The organism is Massilia sp. MP_M2, assembly GCF_039123635.1.
GTDB lineage: Bacteria > Pseudomonadota > Gammaproteobacteria > Burkholderiales > Burkholderiaceae_D > Telluria.
Genome location: NZ_JBCHJF010000013.1, coordinates 47,451 through 65,289, shown reverse-complemented (window position 1 = coordinate 65,289; position 17,839 = coordinate 47,451). Strand labels below are relative to the sequence as shown.

Here is a 17,839-nt window from a genome sequence, read left to right as displayed (position 1 = left end):
GGATTGCCAGTATTCAATAACGAGTCTAGGATTGCGTCAACATTGTGTCAACAAGTATGTCAACTATTCGCATAGCCGGAAGGTTTGTGTGAAGACTGTGTTGCTTTTTTCACCGCATCCGATGCGAGAGTGCAGGGTAGGTTGAAGTGGTGCATGCGCTCAAGCGCAATTGATACCCAGTCGCCGAATCGATCATCGCATGTCACCGACTTGAGCGCGAGGATTGGCACACAGTGCTCAGGGTTGCCATCAACATAAAACGCTGCAAACCATTCAGGGATAAGGTGCTGGACACCATCACGAACCTCGATTGAAAACGGCATTGCCAGTATTCCCGGCATGTTCTTCACCGTTTGGCTTCGAAGCCCTTCAGATAGCCAGAACGCGATCAACTCCAACTGCATCTGAGGAATCGAAATCAGTGCTATGACCCGTTCAGCTTTTTGATCGACCAAAATCGATGGCGCAAGATCAGCGATAACCTCATCGCGCGGCAAAACCGAAATAGTGCTGGAACTGAGAAAATGGTCTAGCAGGGTATACATCTCGAAGGCGCTCGGAATGTCCTGCCTGATATGAGGATTGCTTTGGGCCATGACAGCAACAAAACCACCCCCTTCTTCGGTCAGGACATCGCCTCCGATAGCGGCTTTAATGAGAGATTGCAGCCAATGTTGGCTGTCAGAAACGGAGTTCATATTTACGTGTAGGTAGTCTTGTTGCGGGAATGCAGATCATGAACATCATTCGCACAGCCAGCACGCCACCGCGCAATTGCACAGTCGTTCAGCTCGTGCAAGGCATCAAGCAGCTTGGAAGTCGGCTGTACAGCCTGAACTGCGAGCCCGTTTTCCGGGTCAGCCATATATGCAACAACTTCATCCATTCTGGATCGAAGCGTATCTGCAAGGGTCGGTCGTGACGGGAAGCTGTTGATCATGTCGAATACACGCGAGGGGCTGGCGGGCATAACGGCGCAGAAATCAGCCGCCCTACATGCGGTACTCACCCATTCTACGTGCACCGGCTCAGCGGCGGCTTCATGTTTGATCAGGTCGTGCAACAGGTCAACGGCATAACGCATACGGCCGAGACGCTTGTCTTTTAGCCATTCCCAATCTTGCGCAGCTACCGCGCTTTGCGCGGCATGGAATGCTGCCATGTCAATTGACAGGCCACTTGCCTGCAACTGCGATGCAAGCTGCTCTGCGGTCAATGGCTCTAAACGCTCGCGGCCTGCAGCATCAAACCACCGTTTAAATTCGGGCGAGCCAGCGCGGATGCTTTCACGCGCCGGGCGAACGGCAAATAGCGACAAGGCGTCGTAGCGTGCAATGTCGGCTGGACTTGCGAGCGGCTCGCGTCCTGTCGCCCCCAGCATAATAGTGGTCAGACGACGGTCGAAATCCCAATCTACGCAAGCACTGTATGCCTCATGTGCATCCATGACTGCGAGGGCATGATCCGCGCCCTGCGCAATCCCGTCTGCGAGCTGTAGTGAGTCCGGAAGTCTGCGATGCGGACGCAAGTAATGGTGCTCAAACAACGTACGCAGATGCGGCATCGCGTTGCCTATTGGCAACAGTGAGCATTCATTGTGTCCAAGATCAGGACGCGTCGAGATAGCTATACCTACTGCTCCGGCCTCAATTACATATGGCTCAAAGTAGATGCGTCCAAAAACTGCATGATCCACAACGTAGTAAAAAGGTTGTTCATCGTACTTTTGGCGCTCTTTCCAAAGCAGCTTGCCGAGCTTTTTTCCCACAGCATCGCTCAGTGCGACAGCCTCTTCATCCATGCTTTCAAGCCGAAGCTTCAGCAGCGAAGAACCTGCATCGGTGATACCAATTTCTTCAATACAGAGAAATCCATGATCCCTAACAGCACGTGCTCTGTACGCCGGAAAATTGGGCTCGATCCAAGCAGCAACGATCCTCCCATCATGGGCACGGTGCTGTCCTAGACCGACTCGCATCATCACAACTCCTTCATCAAACTGACATGGCAAAAATCATTTTTCTAACATAGGATACCACGGCAGTGATAAAATTTCCTTTCATTATTGAAACTTGGTATTTTTACAAACAAAAAAAACGGCACCACGTGGGTGCCGAAAAAATATGAAAGGTGGAAGCGGTCATGGACCGCCGCCCTGATTGTATTACATACCCCGGCAAGGAGGGATCATGGATCACCATTCTCAGAAAATTGTTGCTCACGGACATCGCGTTCCTGCATGCGCAGTCCTTTTTACAATGGCTGTGCAATGAGCGGCACGCAAATCGCAGACCCATCTGAAGATGGCATCGCGCACATCCGGCCTTATTTTCAGCCCATTGTCGAAAGTAAAACTGGCAACATTTTCGGGGCTGAAGCCCTTCTTCGCATGCCGGGCATTGAGACATGCGATGCACTTTTTCGGCGCTGGGAATCGACGGGTGAAGTGGCTCTGGTCGATACCACGATGGCGCGGCGTATTCATACCAGCTTGGCCGCGCACCCCCTACCGGGAATCATTACGCTCAATGTGTCGGCGCTAACTGTCGCGCTCGCACCGGCTGCTTATTTGACGGCAGTGGCCCCGCTGGCTCAAGTAGCCAACCACGTCATCATCGAAATCACCGAAACATTTCCTGTCCTGACCCCAAAAGCGCTGGAGTCGTTCGTCCGTGAATGCAAGCAGCTTGGTTTCGGTATCGCATTCGATGACTGCACGCCAGCTCATGAGTTTTGCACCCCATCGGCTCTCCATCGGATTTGTCCAGACATGATCAAGCTTGACGGAGCTTTTGTGACCCAGTGCTACAGAACTGGTGCAAATGACGCTATCAGCAACATGATTGAATTGGCTCGATCAACCGGTGCACTGGTCGTTGCCGAGCATATCGAAACGCTTGAAATGTGGAGCTGGGCGCGTGATCTCGGCGCGCAGCTCTTGCAAGGTTACTGCTTCTCACCGGCTGTCCCCGTCACGAATTTTCCCGTCATCATTCCCCACCTAGTAGGTTAATCATGCAAGCAAATATTACGACACCAAAGCTCATGCAATCCCCACGCACCGAGTCCGAGAACAACGTGCACGCTGATCGGCCGCTGGTTGCGCCATATGACAGCAACGATATGGACGCTGCCGTTGAATACAGCAAGCACACTCAACGGCTCTTCAACGAGGGCAAAGTTGACGAGGCATATGCGCACTACCAGCAAGACCCTCTCGGCGGCGCGTCGAACGCAGGCACGATGTTGACGCAGGAGCAGTTCGTCAACTACACCTACGCCATGCGCGATGTACAAGGCGAGCCGCTGTTCCCGCAGCCGGAAGGCTACCAGCACGGCAATCACGTTGTGGGGATGAAGGTTATGCTGGCTGAGGGTGAGCAGTGGAAGCGGGTGCGCCAGATCATCGAGTTTGAAGGCCATGGCACCTACGTCATGGTCGATGGCTCCACCGAGCTGCATAACGATGCTGATCTATTCGCTTCGTTCAAGGAACCGACTGCGCAGCAATATGCAGCGGTACTCGACTTCAGCGAGAAGTACGGGAAGCAGTGGAAAGACCGCATGGCCGACGTGTGGCTCAAAGGCGATTACAGCAAGCGCGGAATCGAGTCCAATCAAGCCGCTCTGTTACAGCAGGTACGCAACGAGTGCGGCCCGGATTGGTTGGCGAACACGAAGCTCGACCGCAAGGTCGAAGTGATCAAGCAAGCCGATACCGAAGTCCAGTACACCGTCTCGATCCACAGCGAATCGTGGGACGAAGATGCCCTCGAAGCAGGCGAGCCGCAAGGGCGCGCCGTGGAAGTTGATTCGGAAACCCTGACGCTCGACGAGCTGGTTCGCGAGGCCAAGAAATACGGCATCGACAGCGTGTCGTCGCCGACGCTGGCAGAGCCGTATGTGTGGTTCAAATCGTCCGCACCGGCTGAAGACCGCGAGCATTTCGAACAAGGCGTCAACAAGTTCTTCGCCCTGCACATTCAGACCGTGGACGGGAAAGAGCCAACCACCGAAAACTATGCTGACCTAGCAGGCAAATTGGGGGTCAAGATTGCTCCCCGCCATGACGCAAGTGCTGACAGCGACATCGCTCTGTAAGGACATCATGAACCCGACCGACGACGCCGTTACCAAGACTGGCACTGAGAGCGCCGCAGAGGGCTCTACAAGCAGCTTGGACAACTCCGTGATCCTGCTTGAAGGATTCCAGCTTGCAGCCTTCCAGAAGCGGCTGGATAGCCTGAACAAGAAGGCCAAAGCGTTCGGACTGGAGCCGATCCGGATTCTCGCGTCCGAGGAAGTCGAATACATGCGTTTGCGCCAGTTCGAAGGCCGCGACAACGAACGCATGGTCGTCTCGCTCGTGCCATGGAAACCGGCAAACGATCCGCTTGACGATGAGCCACCGGTCATTCTCACAAAGGTGCGCATCGAATACCCAATCGTCAAGCTGGGCCAATGGCAGGTCGTTGGCAAGCTGGAAGCGATTGAAGGCGGCAACCTGACCTTTTCTGTTACGCAGGACGAAGAAGATCGAGCAGTCGTCCGCGACAGTGCTGAGCATCCGATCCAGTGCGATCACTGCAAGACCAAACGCAAGCGGAAGGACGGGTTCATTCTGCGCGACGAAAACAACGACAAGTACATGCAGGTCGGAGGCAATTGCCTCGAAGATTTCACTGGCATCGATCCCGGCGCAGCCTTGTTCTTGGCGCGCATGCACACCATGTTCAACATGGCGTCCGATGAGCTGGACGAGTTTGCGTCTTCCGGCCGGGTCAATGCTGTCGAGACTGATCGGTATCTGGCCGCAGTGTCGTTCCTGACAAGCCATTACGGTTTCGTCTCCGCGTCAAAAGCGCGCGAGACCGGCATGACCGCAACCTATGAAGATGCGCGTCAACTGGGCCACATGCTGCAGCAGTCGCCCAAGCTGATGGCAATGTACGTGGACGAGCGCGAGCGTCACATGGAAATCGCATCAACCGTGCGCGAGTGGATGGCGAACAAGCCAGCCGACAACGACTTTGACCGCAATGCAAAGCTGCTGCTGGCCCGCGATGCGATCTCGACAGATCGGAAGCATCTCGCGTTCGCTGCTGCCACTGTCGCCACGTATAACCGGCACGTGGGCAAGCAGGCTGAGGCGAAGCAGCCCAGCGAGCATGTCGGCCAGAAGGGCGAGAAGATGGAGCGGATACTGCGTATCGACCGCATCATCGATATCAACACCGCCTTTGGCGTGTCACGGCTGGTCATGATGACCGACGAAGCGGGTAACAAATTCAAATGGAAGACTGGAGCCTGCCCGTACGACATCTCAAAAGGTGAAGGCAAGTCGATGGTCGCTGCATTCAAAGTCAAGGAGCACGATGACTACAAGGGTGTAGCCCAGACCGCAGTTACGCACTTGAAGGTCAAGGACTGGCTGGAGCCGGAAGCGACAGTCGAGCAATCAGCGTCCCCGGCCGCGCCACTTGTTGCAGCGCCGAAGCCGGTGGCTGAACCCCAACGCCACTGGGCACCACCACGAAACGATTATCGCTTCACCATCTACCAGCACGCAGTCGGATGTGAGCATGACTTCACCCGGCCGGTGTTGGAATCCCACACACTGAACGTGGAGACACTGGGGATGGTGGCAAACTCAATGAAGATCGACGGGGTTTCGCAACAAGGTACGGCTGAGCACGTATGGTATGTGTCCAACGCAGAAGCACGTACGAAAAAGGATGATGGCGAACTGGTTTCGTTCTCGCTGCACATCCATGACGTTGATGGAAATGAGCCAAATCAGGACGATTATGACCGGCTTACCAAGCTGCTCCAGCCAAAGCCTGAGCTGATCGAATCGTTGGACTCCGGGCCTGCTGCCTGACGCGCTTTGCTTGTCGCCTGCCGGGTGAGACACCCGGCAGGTCCGGTCCTACATGCCGTAGCCGTGGGAATTATCAGGTTGTGTCTCACGCGCCAACTTGACGGCATCACGAAGATTGCACTGAAGCATCGCCTGTCCGCCTATAAATCCGCCCAGTGCTTCCGTCGCGCGCGCTTCAATTTCATCTGCCGAGGTCAATCCAAGGCGAACCAATGAGGCAATGTCCTCGCGGTCGTTTTGGGCGAAACGGGCGATTTTGCTCACGGCCAGATCGACAGGGGAGAGCACGTGTACCTGAATGCGATCAACGCCCAGTTCGACTGGAATCGAGTCGTCAATGTAATCCTCATGCATGAGGGCGAAGCTCGAATTGTAGTTCGTGTCCAGATAGACAACCTGCGGCGTGCCGTCTTCCAAGGTGACTTCCACCATAAGGTCATTCGGGAGGAAGATTCGCCCGCTGAACTCGGCATCCACGTCCGTCGTCACGCGGCTCGCAGTGTAAAGATGCACTGCCATGCCACCAGCTATATAGACGTTTACCGGGTCGCGAAGGGAGAGGCGCTGTTCAAGCTGCTTGAAGAGATCACGTAAGCCATCTGCCAAGGCTGTACGAGTGTGGAAGACATATTCCTGCATTACCGGGCCTAGAGTTGCTGGGTGAGCATATCGCGCAAGCGCGGAAGATTAAATATCCAGCCGTTTCGCACTACCGTCTGCGGGGTGAGACGTTCGCTGGGATGCGACGCGAAATAATCGTCGCTCGCCCGCATCAGGCTTTTTGACTCTGCTGGGAAGCGAGTCTGGACCACCATTGCAGCAAGTCGGAAGACGTTTGCTTCACGTTGGTCCTGAGCTTGCGCCGAAGGCTGACGCGCTACGGTAGTGCAGCGGCTCAGTAGCACAGATTCAAGATCACGGGAATTCATAGCAACATCTCCAGCTAGATGCGGAGCGCATCAATGGATTCACTTTACTTGGAAACGAACCGCAATGCAACATGCGTTCCGTTTCAATCCGGTTATTATTCCTTATTTAAAAGGCGAGTCGCAATCATGAGAGCAATGACACTCAGCGCGATTGAGCCTAATAAAATGTAGGTCATGTAATTGCCATTCTGCAGCGCGGAAGCGAAACTCTCAGCATCATGCTTCATCAAAGCCAGCCCTGCCAACGTCGCATGATTTCTGATTGCTAAAGCCAGAATTGCTTGTAAAGGCAAAAAGAAAATCACGAGCCAAATATAAGTTGTAGTGCGGTTGAAAATATTTTTCATAATTAGAATAGTTTGGTTAGTAAAACCGTAGTGTCTGCCAAAGGCAGGCACTACGGCAACAAGCGCAGCGCGTTAGCGGCCTTTGTCGGCAACCAATGCTGGGCTACTATTTAGTTCGATCTCAACCCGTCGATTCGCTGCTCGGCCTTCAGCCGTGCTGTTATCTGCGATAGGCTCGCTCGACCCACGCGAGACGGTGGAAATTCTACCGACCGGAATTCCTTGCGCCTGTAAATAATTGCGTGCTGAAATTGCGCGGGACATTGCAACGTCCGCATTACGCTCAGGCGTACCGGTATTGTCGGCATGGCCGTAAATAGTAACTTTCGCCGCTGCCCTTGCACTTTTCAAAAGCTGCTGTGCCATTGCCAAGTCGGGTGCAAATCGTACGCTGTTCAGCGAGAACCCTATTTTCATCATTGAAGTGCTGGTGTTAGCGATGCGCTGCTCAATCGCATCCAGACGAGAATTGATCGGCTGCACATTCCCACCTTTTCGCGCACGAGCGGAAGCTAAAGCGGCTTTAACACCTTCGAGATCGGCCCGTAGTCGTTCAATTTGGGTATGAATGCGTTCACTTTCAGCTTCAAGTCGTTCGACGCTTAAAAGTGGTTCAGCATCCTGTTGAGCTGCCCGTCGCGGTTGAATCGGCTCTGCAACAGGGCGGGCATACACGGGCTCGGCGGGGCGAGGCACTGGAATAATCGACGTTTCGGAATCGGATTCGACAAGGCTGTATGAGCTGTACGCACTGGGCGCAGGGGCGGGGGCAGCTTTAGGTTTTTGTATAATCAAGAACCCGCTATGAGCTGGCACCATGATTAGCGCCGACGCAGCAACGCTGATTGACAAAAGTCGCTTTTTCATTTGCGTTTCCAAAGGTAGAAGATTCCCCGGATCAGTCCGATGAATACAAAGCCAAGGACGATTGATGCTATTCCCCATGGTGGGATCATTCGCAATTTCTGCGCTGTTGGCACATCCAAGAAGAAAATAGTCGGGAACCAAATAAACAGCGTTTGTATAACCGGAACCCAATACAGTCGAGGGAATATCGCTTCGTCATTGCGGGTAGTTATCCAGAACCATGCGAGCGCAATGGTGTACGCAGGTAGCCATGCGAGCGCTAATGTCAGATATACAAATGAGAGCGCGGCGACTGTCGAGCGCAATGTTCCCGAAATAGGTACGCTCACTGCTGTCAGTGACACTGCCAATATAAAAGCGGCAACAGCAAGGATCAAAGGCGCGAGCAAACAAGCAAATAATGATGTTCGATCCGTCTCCGGTATGAGTCGATCAAGTAGATTCATTTAATGCAATGCGTGTGATTCTGAATTTGTTATTTTATCCCGGATTTGATTGCTTAGGATCAATTAATGCTAATTCGTCAACGTATTTCAATGCTGATTTATATTAAATGTCTCCATTCTGCAGGCGTGCAAGACGCTCGGCATCTTCACGTCGTTGCTCGCCGAGGTCTTGTGTATAAATTCGCGTGGTCTTCGGGTCTTTATGGCCTAGCTCATCTTGAACTGTCTCCAGCCGCGCGCCTGCTTTGAGCCGATGCGTGGCACTGGTGTGCCGCATCCAGTGCGTGCTTAGCTTGCTGATCTTGTCCCGGATATGCTCATCAGGGCAGGTCGCTTGCGCCTGCGCTGCCACTTCACTGATCGTCTTGCCAATCGCCCGTGGCGTCAGCGAACTCTTGCCGTGGCCTTTGTAGACAGACAATATCAACGGATAAGTCTCGCTGGGAAGTGGGCATGCTGGAATCAGCTCATGCCATGAGCGGTAGATTGTCAACTCTTGCAGCAAGACGGAATTCACAGTTACCATCCGCTCGATGCTGCCCTTGCCGATCACCCGAAGTTGCCAGTCGCCGTCCGTGCGCACGAAGTCTCCCATCGTCCCTTTGGCTACCTCATCGCGGCGCAAGGCGGCATGGTAGAGCAGGGCGAAGAGCCACCGGGTGCGCACTGCGTGCGCCGTCTCACGGTCGGTCTCGCGTGGCATCCGAATGATCCAGTGCCACAACCAGTCCCAGCTCGTGAGGTCCAGAGATCGCGCTGAAACGCTCTTGGTCACGATTACGGGTTTCGCAGACAGTCGGAATGGGTTTTTCTGCAGGTAGCCTGCGTCCTGAAGATAACTGCACATTTGGCCCAGAACGGTTCGTGCGAAATTGATTGAGCTGGCCGCGAGCGGGCCGGTCAGCACTTGTGTCGATGCGAGCTGCTCGCCGCGCGATGTTTTGCGTGGCCGGAGCCATTTCGCAGGCGGTGCTGCGAGCAACTGGTAGAACTCGTGCACGTGCTCGACTTTCAGATCGCGCAGGCTGAGCTGCTTTTCGTCCATCCACAGCAGCAGCCGGGCAGACTCGCGTCGGTATGCGTCGAATGTGTTGCTCGTGCGGCTACCGCGAGCCATCAGCCATGCGGTGACGGCTTCGATGTCGTTCCGCGCCTGCAGCGCGATGCCTGTCCCACTGGAGTCGAGGGCCAGCGGCAAGGAGTTATCAGGAGGCAGCAGTTCAACGTTCATCGGACTTGTCGGGATCAATCACTAAATCAAAGTTTGGCTCAAGCTCTGAGGGACAGTACATCCCCGCCACACGGCCAACACGCATTCCAACCGTTGGGCGTCCGGCCTTTTCCAGATAGATCATCGCCCCTGCACACATGCTTTCCTGTCCGCTGGCTTTATAGTTTCCGTCGTCATCCCATTCGCCACCAGTTCGCTCGCTGTGAACGGTCTTGTGGCAATGGAAATGGCTCCAATCGTCGGACATCAACATCTCAACGATCCCTTCGAAACGACCCGGTGCGAGATTAATCCCGCCCTTCTTCAAGAAGGGGCAGTTCGAGCAGGGACGGCGCAGCTTGAACAGGTTTTCGAACTCGTCTGCCATCTATGCTCCCGTGTCAGGAATTTGCACTAACCACATACCAGCGCTCAACGCCAGCAGGTGGCTGCGGAGCGTCCGCGAGATCAGTTGAGGCCACGGCGTGGTGCGAATGGCCGTGTTCTGAGATTACCGCTGACTGTATCGAGACACGCGCTTCGGCCGGGTTCGCAGCGTTAAAGCTCTGCGAACTGTATCCCGTTGAATAATCAAAAGCGCCTGCAGGTGTACTCTCCTTGATCAGTTGTTTGGCACGGTCCGTTCCGCTCGAAAATGCTGTCCGGTTGGACGCTATGTCTTCCTCGTTTTCGCGGTAAATGTCGAACCATTCTGCGTAGAGCCCGATCTCTTCGTCTGGGGCCGGACGCAGGGTGATATGCCTGTATGCGACTGGTTCAAAGTCGGACGGCAGTTCGATATGCAGAATTGCATCCAACGTTAATCTGCCAGAATCATTGAGTGCGCCATCCGCAAACCAGAACTTCGTGGCCGTGCTGTACCTCTCCGCATCTTGCACGGCTGCACTCTTGCGGCCATCAAGCCAGTCGGCAAGGAGTGGATTGCAGGGCGGCTGGCCGTGGGACTCTCGCGAGTTGATGGATGCTGGGTCGAAGAACGGTCCGGAAACGGGCTCGCTTCCCATCAATTCGATGCTGACTTCCATGAGTTTCCACGAGAACGGGAGATTGAAAGCGCGGCGTCCCGCTTCTTCTTTGCCATAGGTACGCGTGAACGATCTTTCGAGCGTGCTGCGCGATTCGTCATCAGGGGCTCGATCACGCAACAACGCGTGCGCATTAGGAGTGCCAACACACAGGTAGGTCAGTATCCGACTCTTGGTATGGAAAACAACGCCGAATGGGATCGCGAACTCCGGATTTTTGATCCATTTGCTCTTCGAGAGCATGTCGCTACGCAGTGATCTCCAGTCCTCAAAGACGCTGGAAAAAGTAGCCCGATCCATCTGTTCGGCATACGGTGTCAGACGTTCAGCAAAGCGTGCTGGAAGATCAAGCAGCTTTTGCTTGCGTTCAAAATTCTCGAAAGCCGGATTCAGGCCAGCCCATGCGGCAGCTTCGTCCCACTGGTGCAAGGTGGTCTCCGAAGCTGCTAACTTCGGCAACAGGACCCAGCGGCGGTTCTTCTCGACGTATTTGGTCTTGCCTTTCTCAACCGTGATGCGGTGTACCCATGCATGTTCCTCCAACCGGTCGTCACGTTCGGCCGAACTTGGCGCGGCATAGATCACCAGCTTGGCTCCGCCTGAGAGAACCAGACGCAGAGGCATGTAGCCGAGCGCAGTAACGAACGCTGCCACGTCGTCCACACGGCGCTTGCCTTCACCAGCGAGCATGAACATCTGGTCGAGCAGCGATGTCCATGCGGCCGGTGCTGCGCCGTTCTGGAAGGCCGGGAGAGGCTTGCCACGATTCGCTGCACGCCATGCGATGACAGCCTGCTGGATGATCTCGGCAGCTTCCTCGCCTTCGGCAATGCCGCCTACGGCCAGAGCTTGTACCAGACGTTCGCGAGTATCGTGTTCGTCGGCCCGCTCACGTTCGATGAATCGCAGAGCTTCTTTGAAGAACCGGATGTAGGACAGGTGATAAGCACGCGTTTCGCGGTTATGGACATACCACTGCAGCTCTTCCGGCGTGACCGCATCAAGGCACAGATATGGCAGGTCAACGTGTTCGTAGCGCGACTCCTTGAATGCGGTGAGATTGACTTTGCAGTTGAAGCTACGGTCCGCGTGGTTGCTGTACGAGTAGCCCGACACCTTGATATCGACGCACACCGAATCACCGCTCTTATAGGCGACGACAAAATCGAGATTGTTGGCTGTCGTGTATCGGCGTTCGAATCCGCTGTGGCGGCTATGTTCTGCCTTGCATGCGCCGGGCGCAGTGTCGGGGTTCATCAGCTCGTTCCACTTGCACAGGACGCGCGAGCCAGATCGCAAGTAAGAATTCTTTTCCGCGATCCAGTCGTTGAGTGACTGGCGTTGTTCGGCAGGCAGCATATTGCTACCGTCGTCGTCGTGGAGGAACCGGCAGTATTTCTCCTGAAAGTCCATCGAGACAAAGTGGAAGGACTTAGGGCCTTCGTAAAACTCACCGAATAAATTGAGCTGGTGATCAAGACCGCAGGCCAGCAGCAGGAAGCGCTTGTAGTGCAGGGCGAACTGGTCGTGCGCGTTCAGCCGGTCTGTATAGGCTACGTCTTCGAATTTAATATGCTCGCCGAACACGCCACGGAAGACGCGATCTTGATCGTCTTTCGACGGGAACAAGCGCGCGGTCTTCAAGTGCGTTTCGATTGGCGAGCAGACCTGATAGATGTTGGTGCCGTCACGGACCATCATGAAAACGCGCCTGTTTGCCTCGTTGCGAATGGCATTGGTATAGCCATTGCCGTAGTCGATATCGCGATGGGTCATCGCCATCACGACGACACATCGCTCAGTCGGGAAGATTTGATTTACGATTGCGTCATTCTTGCGCAAGGTGTCGAAGAACAAATCGATCTTTTCGAAATCAAACCACTCGTTTAAATCCATGTGGACGGCCAGTTCGTACTCGACTACAAGCTTCTTCTGGACGAACGTCAGCGGCACATCTTTGGGCGCGGAGACGCCCTCGCGCACAGTCGTCACCTCCACGTCCTTGAGCACGTACAGGTCAAGCGATTCAATGCCCTTCAGCAGCTTGGCGACATAGGACCGCGTGTCCTCGGTCTGGGCCAACGCCGCTGCAGCCTGCTCTTTGTAGAACGGCGTCATCGCCGTGATCGTAGCTGCGATCTCGCTGGTCTTGCCCTGAATCCATTGGGCCTTAATCGTCGCGACCTGATATTCGCGGTTTGCTGCGCTCTTGAGCTGAGCAATGCCCTCAACCGTAATGCCGGAGCCGATCACATTGCTGACCGTGCCGGATGCCATCGACCCCAGCTCTTGGGCCGTGCGTACTGGAGCGGGCAGGGCGGGTGCGCCGCTCACATGCGGCTGCACAGCAGGCTCGCTTTCGGCAGATGCGTTCTTTGCAGCGTCAGCCTGATCTTTCAACCCATCTTCCACCACGGCAGCAAGGATCGCAGGGTCTCGTTGCGCTTCCATCAGCTCTTCCTGAAGGGTGCCGATCTTTCCTTGAATCTGTTGGAGTTCTTGCGCACGCACGAGCTGGTGATCCGGCTCATATGCGAATTTATTCAGAAAGTCGTGCAGCAGGAAGCGATGCTCGGTAACTGTCTTGTTCGAGTTTCGAACGGTGCCATTTTCCAGCGTGTATACGACGGCGACCGACGTGTCGTATTTCGACGGATGGGCGCGCAGAATCACCGTGTGTGGGGCATCATCGACCCAACGCAGCGACTCAATCAGTAGCACTTCGTCCAGCTCGATTCCCTCCGATGGAACGGCCTCTTGCGCGCGCCAATACTGCCCGGATTGCAGCGACTGGAAGCGGGCAATCGATTCGGTTTCTGGCGAAGTCGTGGTAAGTTGGCTCATGATCGAAAGGAAAAAAAGTGATGATTTAGTATGGACTATAGTACGTGTCGCGTCAAGACTTAATGCTTGTCTTAACGGCCAATTGCCGATTTTGTATATGGATTAGGATCAGTCTACGAGAGTAGGCCTGATCCAGCTATGCGCGAGCCTCAAACAGCTCGTTAGGCATCAGGCGAGCGTCAGTTATTCCGCTTCCGTTTGCACCCATACGCTCAGCCTCTTCTCGAATTCGCTCACCGCATACTTGAGGTTCGAAATGCGGGCTTCGAGCTTGGAGACGTGGTAGCGGAATTCGCGATCCCATTTCTGCGATTCTGTCGTGATCTCGACAGTCTTGCGGCCTTCCATGATCATCAGTGTCGTCAACTCGCCACGGGCCTTGTACGCGACCTGCGCACTCTCTAATTGTTCCTTGGTGGCGGTGGTGATCCACTCCAGACCTTCCTTGGACCGCTCAAGCGGCTTGAAGCGAATGCCGGGGCAGCTTGCAGTCTGCCAGCCATCGCCCGGACGTTCGTATCCGTGATGAGCGAGCGTCATTCCACGAACCGCAATCGCGCGGAAGCAGCAGGGGCAGGTCCGCACAATCTTGTTCGGGTTCTCCGGCTTGCTCGGAGCCTCGCGTGGTGCTCGGCCTTTAACGACCTTGCTCTTGAGCGACTTCACCGCCTCGGCCAGCGGCAAGACCTCGCTGACGAATTCGCGCATCGCATCAACCATCGGGCCAGTCGCCTTGGTTTTAGCCAGCTTTTTGCTGGTGGCGATCATATCGTGGAGACCCATGATCATGATGCTGTGGTCCAGCTCCTGCGTTTCTTTTGGAAGGCTTTGCCATTTGCCGTCGTTGGTAAAGCGTGCGTTAACGTGAAGCTTCCATGCGTCGTAGACGGCGCGGGAAATCCGCTCCTTGGCGTCATTGAGCGTCACGTTCCGGATCGAATCGGCCGCAACGCCAGCAACGATAGCGCGGATCGCATCGACGACCAGCTCCGGGCGCTTCGCAAGTTTTTCCAAAAGAGGGAACTGATCTTCTCGCAGCATGGGTAAGTCTCCTGTAGTTGCCCACTGGGCCAAAATTGTTTCACGAACTTTCACTGCCAAATTCTTCGCAGGCTAACTCGCACTGGCAGTGCTGGTTTGAGGTTTTTGGGCCGTCCTGAGAGCCAATGTTTCACGATCCCTGAACAACAAAACACCACATCCCCCAAACTCTTACCCATAATAGCAGTTATGGGAAGATGTACAAGCAAAAAGATCATAAATGAATGAGATACGTTCATATACTAATGTAGAATCAGGAAAAACCTTTCCCCGTCGAACAATGTGACAACAATGAGACAGCTATAAGATAGCAATGTGTTCAGTTGCGACGCTCTATTAAAAGGATGCAATATGATCGACGTAGAGATACGGGCCCGGTGCAACGCGCACCCGGATTTCGCTGGTGGAACTGCGTATTCACGAGCGAAGATTTGTTGTCGTGTGCTAACAGAGCTAGGTCAGGCGATCCCAAGCTGGATGGTGATCCGTGAAATCATCGAGAAAGGCAGCTCGAACGACATCAGTCGCGGTGTCAAAGAATTCAGGGCCGAGCATGCTGAGCAACTTCGTCAAATGGGTGGCGCAATTGCGGGCCTGCCGCCACAACTTGCTCCGCTCGTGCGGGGCTTCTGGGAAGCCGCAGTTGCTGCTGCTCGTGAACTCCACGCAAAAGATGTCACCGAGTGCCAAGCAAAGGTTGACGCGGCCGAAACACGCGCAGCGCTTGCTGATCAAGAGGCAGAGCGGGCTCGCGCAGACGTTACCCACGCCCACGGTCAGATCGAGACTTTGCGTGCGCAGCTCGCTGCAGATGCGGACGTGCGCGCGCAGTTGAAGCAGCAGCTTGAAAGCGAGCGTGAGCTGCGACGGTATGCAGAACAGATGCGTGAGGACAGTGCGCTTGAGCTTGCACAGCAGCGACAGCGACTGGAGGAAACGCTGGCTCAGTCACAGGCCGCAATGGCACAGGCGTTGGAGCGATTTGACGGTGAGCGCAAGCACACGCTCTTGCAAATTGAACAGGCCCGAACGAATGCGGATCGGGAGGTTCGTGATATCCGGGATCATGCGATCCGGGCCGAGGCTGAGCTGCGCAAGAAGCTGGACGACATCTCTCAGAACAACTCAACCCTGCGCAGTCAGTTTGAAGTGCATCACTCCAGAATCGGTAAGCTGACGCAGGAGCGAGACGACTTGAATGCGACGGTTGCCCGACTCGAACAGCAGAACCGAAGCATGGTCGAGCTAGTGAGGAAAGCGAAGCCGGGCAGCGCAAAACCCCGTGGGCTACGAAAGCTGCGCAGCGCACTTCGCAAGAACATTATAAACGTGGACTAGAGTCATGGCTAAATTGCACGGTATCAAACTGAGCAAAGTGAATGAGAACGGAAACAAGTTTTGCGGTCCATCTGCGATTTCAGTGATTGCTGGGATCGGCACCAAGGAGGCGTCTGCACTCATTCGCTCGCGAACCAACAGCAAGTCGCCTGTCAAGGGCACCTATACACATCAGGTTCGGTTCGCACTTGAGAAGCTCGGCTATCACATGGCCGATGCTGCGCTGACTGCACGCGTGGTATTGCAGGACTGGGCCCAAGAAGCTGCGCGAGAGCGGGTTTATCTGGTAGCAGCCGCAAATCATTGGATTGTTGTCGAAGGAGATCGGGCGATCTGCGGCAAGACGCGTGATTTTGTACGCCTCGAAGATCACCCAAATGCCAGAAGCCCCGTAGATATGGCGTTTGAGGTAAAGCAGATTGCGGTGATCGACCCTGAATCGGTGATACCTAAACGGCCGCTGCCGACGAAAGAAGAGCGCGCCGAAGGAGCGTGCCGCCGCGAGGCAAAGCTGCTTGCCGACCAGTTTGCGATAGACGTTTCGCAGGACAACAAGGATGACTCCATTTGGGTTAATCCACCGGGCGAACTCTTTGAAGGCCGCGAGCATGATGATCCATACGACGACATTCACTACTGCGACACATGGAGCGAAGCGCTAGATCGGGTGTGTGAGTACGTGGAGCTGATTGAGGCGGCGCACAATGCAATCGGCCAACAGATCGCGAGAACGAGCCCGCATGAGGCTGAAAATACGGGGCTGTAAAAGCGTAAAATTTGCTTGACGCAACATGGACTATAGTCCACAATAGTTTCATCGAAACTCAACACCGCAAAGGCCTGTCATGAACAAAGAGCGACGCAAGATCATCAACACGCAATGGCATGCGATGGAAGAACTGAAGGCGATGCACGCTGCGGTGGTCGCCAAGGCCGAAGAGATCAAGGCAGAGCTGGAGAATGTGCGCGACGAAGAGCAGGAATCCTTCGACAACATGCCTGAAGGTCTCCAGCAAAGTGATCGCGGCCAGACGAGCGAACAGGCTATTGCGAACCTCGATACCGCCATCAATGCGCTCGACGAGATTGCCGCTGATATCGACCTCGATGAAGCGATGGAGGCACTGGACAATGCCGAGCATGGCTGACAGCGGGACGCGCACGCTGCTTTATTGCTGGGTATCAAACGGCTTTAGCGTGCTGGTGCCGAAGAGGCGTGGAACCGGCTATCTGAAGGTGCCATACGGCCATCACCATATCGATGGCCTGACCGCTGCCGCAAATGCTGTTGGGTGTGACGTTGTGGGACTCGATGGTGAATTGGCTTTTGAAAGCCGGGAGCTGCGCGGGCTGTACTGCGCAAGGACCGGCGACGCGCGCGCCATCTTTATTGCGAAGCTGATGCCTTTGCTCGAACGTCACTACCAGATGGATTCGCGCGAGGTGGATGCTGCTACATTCTGGCAGTTGCATCCCCTCACAGAGTAATCGTCAACCCGCCACGAGCGGGCTTTGTCAGTAAATAAACCCAAGCGGAGAGCCCATGACCAGCACCCCAGTAATCGACCAGAAACACGCCGAGGAAGTTACCCACCGCCACGCGAACCCCGGCAGCACCGTCCGCTTTGAGCAGCACATCAAGGGCTGGAGCGGGTCCGGATTCGACGCGTCGTTCCGCATGACCGAAGGGACTTTCTTCGAGTCGGCCCAGTGCGCAACGATCACGTTCGAGTGCGTCAACATCAAGAACGGGCGCAACCTGCGCGGCGGGCTGGGCAGCATTTCCCTCACCAGCGACGACGCGATCAAGCTGGCGCGCGCCATCGTACCGAAGGAGATCGCCGACGCCATCGACGCAGCCGTAGCGGCCTCCAAGACCTGACCGCTCCA

19 protein-coding genes are annotated in these 17,839 nt (G+C 55.1%); 8 read left to right on the top strand and 11 right to left on the bottom strand.

Translation table 11 applies throughout. The features are described 5' to 3' along the window. Positions 1 to 59: 59 nt before the first annotated feature. A complete protein-coding gene (locus tag RCH14_RS22275) occupies positions 60 to 698 on the bottom strand; it encodes a hypothetical protein (protein ID WP_343028289.1) in 639 nt (212 codons plus the stop codon). Positions 699 to 700: 2 nt separating this feature from the next. Further along, positions 701 to 1,981, bottom strand: a complete 1,281-nt coding sequence (locus RCH14_RS22270; RefSeq protein ID WP_343028288.1) for a hypothetical protein — start codon at positions 1,979 to 1,981, stop codon at positions 701 to 703. 258 nt (positions 1,982 to 2,239) lie between these two features. Here RCH14_RS22270 and RCH14_RS22265 point away from each other — a divergent pair, with 258 nt between their 5' ends. The 3 genes from RCH14_RS22265 to RCH14_RS22255 are packed head-to-tail and all read left to right on the top strand — an operon-like array spanning position 2,240 to position 5,881. Next, complete coding sequence (locus RCH14_RS22265) at positions 2,240 to 3,013, top strand: EAL domain-containing protein (RefSeq protein ID WP_343028287.1); 774 nt, start codon at positions 2,240 to 2,242, stop codon at positions 3,011 to 3,013. A 2-nt stretch (positions 3,014 to 3,015) separates the two neighbouring features. Beyond that, positions 3,016 to 4,101 (top strand): hypothetical protein, encoded by a 1,086-nt coding sequence (locus tag RCH14_RS22260; RefSeq protein WP_343028286.1) that lies wholly within the window; start codon positions 3,016 to 3,018, stop codon positions 4,099 to 4,101. 7 nt (positions 4,102 to 4,108) lie between these two features. Further along, the gene (locus tag RCH14_RS22255; protein ID WP_343028285.1) at positions 4,109 to 5,881 is read left to right on the top strand and encodes a hypothetical protein; all 1,773 of its coding nucleotides are present in this window, start codon (positions 4,109 to 4,111) and stop codon (positions 5,879 to 5,881) included. A 48-nt stretch (positions 5,882 to 5,929) separates the two neighbouring features. Here the strand turns inward: RCH14_RS22255 and RCH14_RS22250 are convergent, their stop codons facing one another. The 9 genes from RCH14_RS22250 to RCH14_RS22210 form a co-directional block, all read right to left on the bottom strand. Then, positions 5,930 to 6,520 carry a DUF6036 family nucleotidyltransferase gene (locus RCH14_RS22250; protein ID WP_343028284.1) on the bottom strand — a complete coding sequence of 197 codons (591 nt, stop codon included), beginning with the start codon at positions 6,518 to 6,520 and terminating at the stop codon, positions 5,930 to 5,932. Positions 6,521 to 6,528: 8 nt separating this feature from the next. After that, a complete protein-coding gene (locus RCH14_RS22245) occupies positions 6,529 to 6,810 on the bottom strand; it encodes a hypothetical protein (protein WP_343028283.1) in 282 nt (93 codons plus the stop codon). 95 nt (positions 6,811 to 6,905) lie between these two features. After that, the gene (locus RCH14_RS22240; RefSeq protein WP_343028282.1) at positions 6,906 to 7,157 is read right to left on the bottom strand and encodes a hypothetical protein; all 252 of its coding nucleotides are present in this window, start codon (positions 7,155 to 7,157) and stop codon (positions 6,906 to 6,908) included. A gap of 72 nt (positions 7,158 to 7,229) precedes the next feature. Next, positions 7,230 to 8,024 (bottom strand): OmpA family protein, encoded by a 795-nt coding sequence (locus RCH14_RS22235; RefSeq protein WP_343028281.1) that lies wholly within the window; start codon positions 8,022 to 8,024, stop codon positions 7,230 to 7,232. After that, a complete protein-coding gene (locus RCH14_RS22230; RefSeq protein ID WP_343028280.1) occupies positions 8,021 to 8,470 on the bottom strand; it encodes a hypothetical protein in 450 nt (149 codons plus the stop codon). The genes RCH14_RS22235 and RCH14_RS22230 overlap by 4 nt, the downstream gene beginning before the upstream one ends. A gap of 103 nt (positions 8,471 to 8,573) precedes the next feature. Then, a complete protein-coding gene (locus tag RCH14_RS22225; RefSeq protein WP_343028279.1) occupies positions 8,574 to 9,701 on the bottom strand; it encodes a tyrosine-type recombinase/integrase in 1,128 nt (375 codons plus the stop codon). Further along, on the bottom strand, positions 9,691 to 10,068 hold the full coding sequence (locus RCH14_RS22220; RefSeq protein ID WP_343028278.1) for a hypothetical protein: 378 nt from the start codon (positions 10,066 to 10,068) through the stop codon (positions 9,691 to 9,693). Before RCH14_RS22220 ends, RCH14_RS22225 begins: the two co-directional genes overlap by 11 nt. A gap of 13 nt (positions 10,069 to 10,081) precedes the next feature. After that, complete coding sequence (locus tag RCH14_RS22215) at positions 10,082 to 13,570, bottom strand: hypothetical protein (RefSeq protein WP_343028277.1); 3,489 nt, start codon at positions 13,568 to 13,570, stop codon at positions 10,082 to 10,084. Positions 13,571 to 13,753: 183 nt separating this feature from the next. Further along, entirely contained in the window at positions 13,754 to 14,611 is an 858-nt protein-coding gene (locus RCH14_RS22210; RefSeq protein WP_343028276.1) for a hypothetical protein, read from the bottom strand. Between the two features lie 351 nt (positions 14,612 to 14,962). Between RCH14_RS22210 and RCH14_RS22205 the strand changes: the two genes are divergently transcribed. The 5 genes from RCH14_RS22205 (at position 14,963) to RCH14_RS22185 (ending at position 17,831) form a co-directional block, all read left to right on the top strand. Next, positions 14,963 to 15,949 carry a DNA-binding protein gene (locus tag RCH14_RS22205; RefSeq protein ID WP_343028275.1) on the top strand — a complete coding sequence of 329 codons (987 nt, stop codon included), beginning with the start codon at positions 14,963 to 14,965 and terminating at the stop codon, positions 15,947 to 15,949. A gap of 4 nt (positions 15,950 to 15,953) precedes the next feature. Then, positions 15,954 to 16,715, top strand: a complete 762-nt coding sequence (locus RCH14_RS22200; RefSeq protein WP_343028274.1) for a hypothetical protein — start codon at positions 15,954 to 15,956, stop codon at positions 16,713 to 16,715. Between the two features lie 79 nt (positions 16,716 to 16,794). Then, positions 16,795 to 17,097, top strand: coding sequence for a hypothetical protein (locus tag RCH14_RS22195; RefSeq protein WP_343028273.1), 303 nt, complete (start codon positions 16,795 to 16,797; stop codon positions 17,095 to 17,097). Then, on the top strand, positions 17,090 to 17,437 hold the full coding sequence (locus tag RCH14_RS22190) for a hypothetical protein (RefSeq protein ID WP_343028272.1): 348 nt from the start codon (positions 17,090 to 17,092) through the stop codon (positions 17,435 to 17,437). The genes RCH14_RS22195 and RCH14_RS22190 overlap by 8 nt, the downstream gene beginning before the upstream one ends. 55 nt (positions 17,438 to 17,492) lie before the next feature. Next, on the top strand, positions 17,493 to 17,831 hold the full coding sequence (locus RCH14_RS22185) for a hypothetical protein (RefSeq protein WP_343028271.1): 339 nt from the start codon (positions 17,493 to 17,495) through the stop codon (positions 17,829 to 17,831). Positions 17,832 to 17,839: the final 8 nt, after the last annotated feature.

Excerpts from the sequence above, each read along its gene's own strand:
- RCH14_RS22250 (WP_343028284.1), bottom strand. The coding sequence starts at position 6,520 with ATGCAGGAATATGTCTTCCACACTCGTACAGCCTTGGCAGATGGCTTA.
- RCH14_RS22235 (WP_343028281.1), bottom strand. The coding sequence starts at position 8,024 with ATGAAAAAGCGACTTTTGTCAATCAGCGTTGCTGCGTCGGCGCTAATC.
- RCH14_RS22255 (WP_343028285.1), top strand. The coding sequence starts at position 4,109 with ATGAACCCGACCGACGACGCCGTTACCAAGACTGGCACTGAGAGCGCC.
- RCH14_RS22185 (WP_343028271.1), top strand. The coding sequence starts at position 17,493 with ATGACCAGCACCCCAGTAATCGACCAGAAACACGCCGAGGAAGTTACC.
- RCH14_RS22200 (WP_343028274.1), top strand. The coding sequence starts at position 15,954 with ATGGCTAAATTGCACGGTATCAAACTGAGCAAAGTGAATGAGAACGGA.
- RCH14_RS22260 (WP_343028286.1), top strand. The coding sequence starts at position 3,016 with ATGCAAGCAAATATTACGACACCAAAGCTCATGCAATCCCCACGCACC.
- RCH14_RS22230 (WP_343028280.1), bottom strand. The coding sequence starts at position 8,470 with ATGAATCTACTTGATCGACTCATACCGGAGACGGATCGAACATCATTA.
- RCH14_RS22240 (WP_343028282.1), bottom strand. The coding sequence starts at position 7,157 with ATGAAAAATATTTTCAACCGCACTACAACTTATATTTGGCTCGTGATT.
- RCH14_RS22205 (WP_343028275.1), top strand. The coding sequence starts at position 14,963 with ATGATCGACGTAGAGATACGGGCCCGGTGCAACGCGCACCCGGATTTC.
- RCH14_RS22265 (WP_343028287.1), top strand. The coding sequence starts at position 2,240 with ATGCGCAGTCCTTTTTACAATGGCTGTGCAATGAGCGGCACGCAAATC.
- RCH14_RS22220 (WP_343028278.1), bottom strand. The coding sequence starts at position 10,068 with ATGGCAGACGAGTTCGAAAACCTGTTCAAGCTGCGCCGTCCCTGCTCG.
- RCH14_RS22210 (WP_343028276.1), bottom strand. The coding sequence starts at position 14,611 with ATGCTGCGAGAAGATCAGTTCCCTCTTTTGGAAAAACTTGCGAAGCGC.
- RCH14_RS22245 (WP_343028283.1), bottom strand. The coding sequence starts at position 6,810 with ATGAATTCCCGTGATCTTGAATCTGTGCTACTGAGCCGCTGCACTACC.
- RCH14_RS22225 (WP_343028279.1), bottom strand. The coding sequence starts at position 9,701 with ATGAACGTTGAACTGCTGCCTCCTGATAACTCCTTGCCGCTGGCCCTC.
- RCH14_RS22190 (WP_343028272.1), top strand. The coding sequence starts at position 17,090 with ATGGCTGACAGCGGGACGCGCACGCTGCTTTATTGCTGGGTATCAAAC.
- RCH14_RS22275 (WP_343028289.1), bottom strand. The coding sequence starts at position 698 with ATGAACTCCGTTTCTGACAGCCAACATTGGCTGCAATCTCTCATTAAA.
- RCH14_RS22215 (WP_343028277.1), bottom strand. The coding sequence starts at position 13,570 with ATGAGCCAACTTACCACGACTTCGCCAGAAACCGAATCGATTGCCCGC.
- RCH14_RS22195 (WP_343028273.1), top strand. The coding sequence starts at position 16,795 with ATGAACAAAGAGCGACGCAAGATCATCAACACGCAATGGCATGCGATG.
- RCH14_RS22270 (WP_343028288.1), bottom strand. The coding sequence starts at position 1,981 with ATGATGCGAGTCGGTCTAGGACAGCACCGTGCCCATGATGGGAGGATC.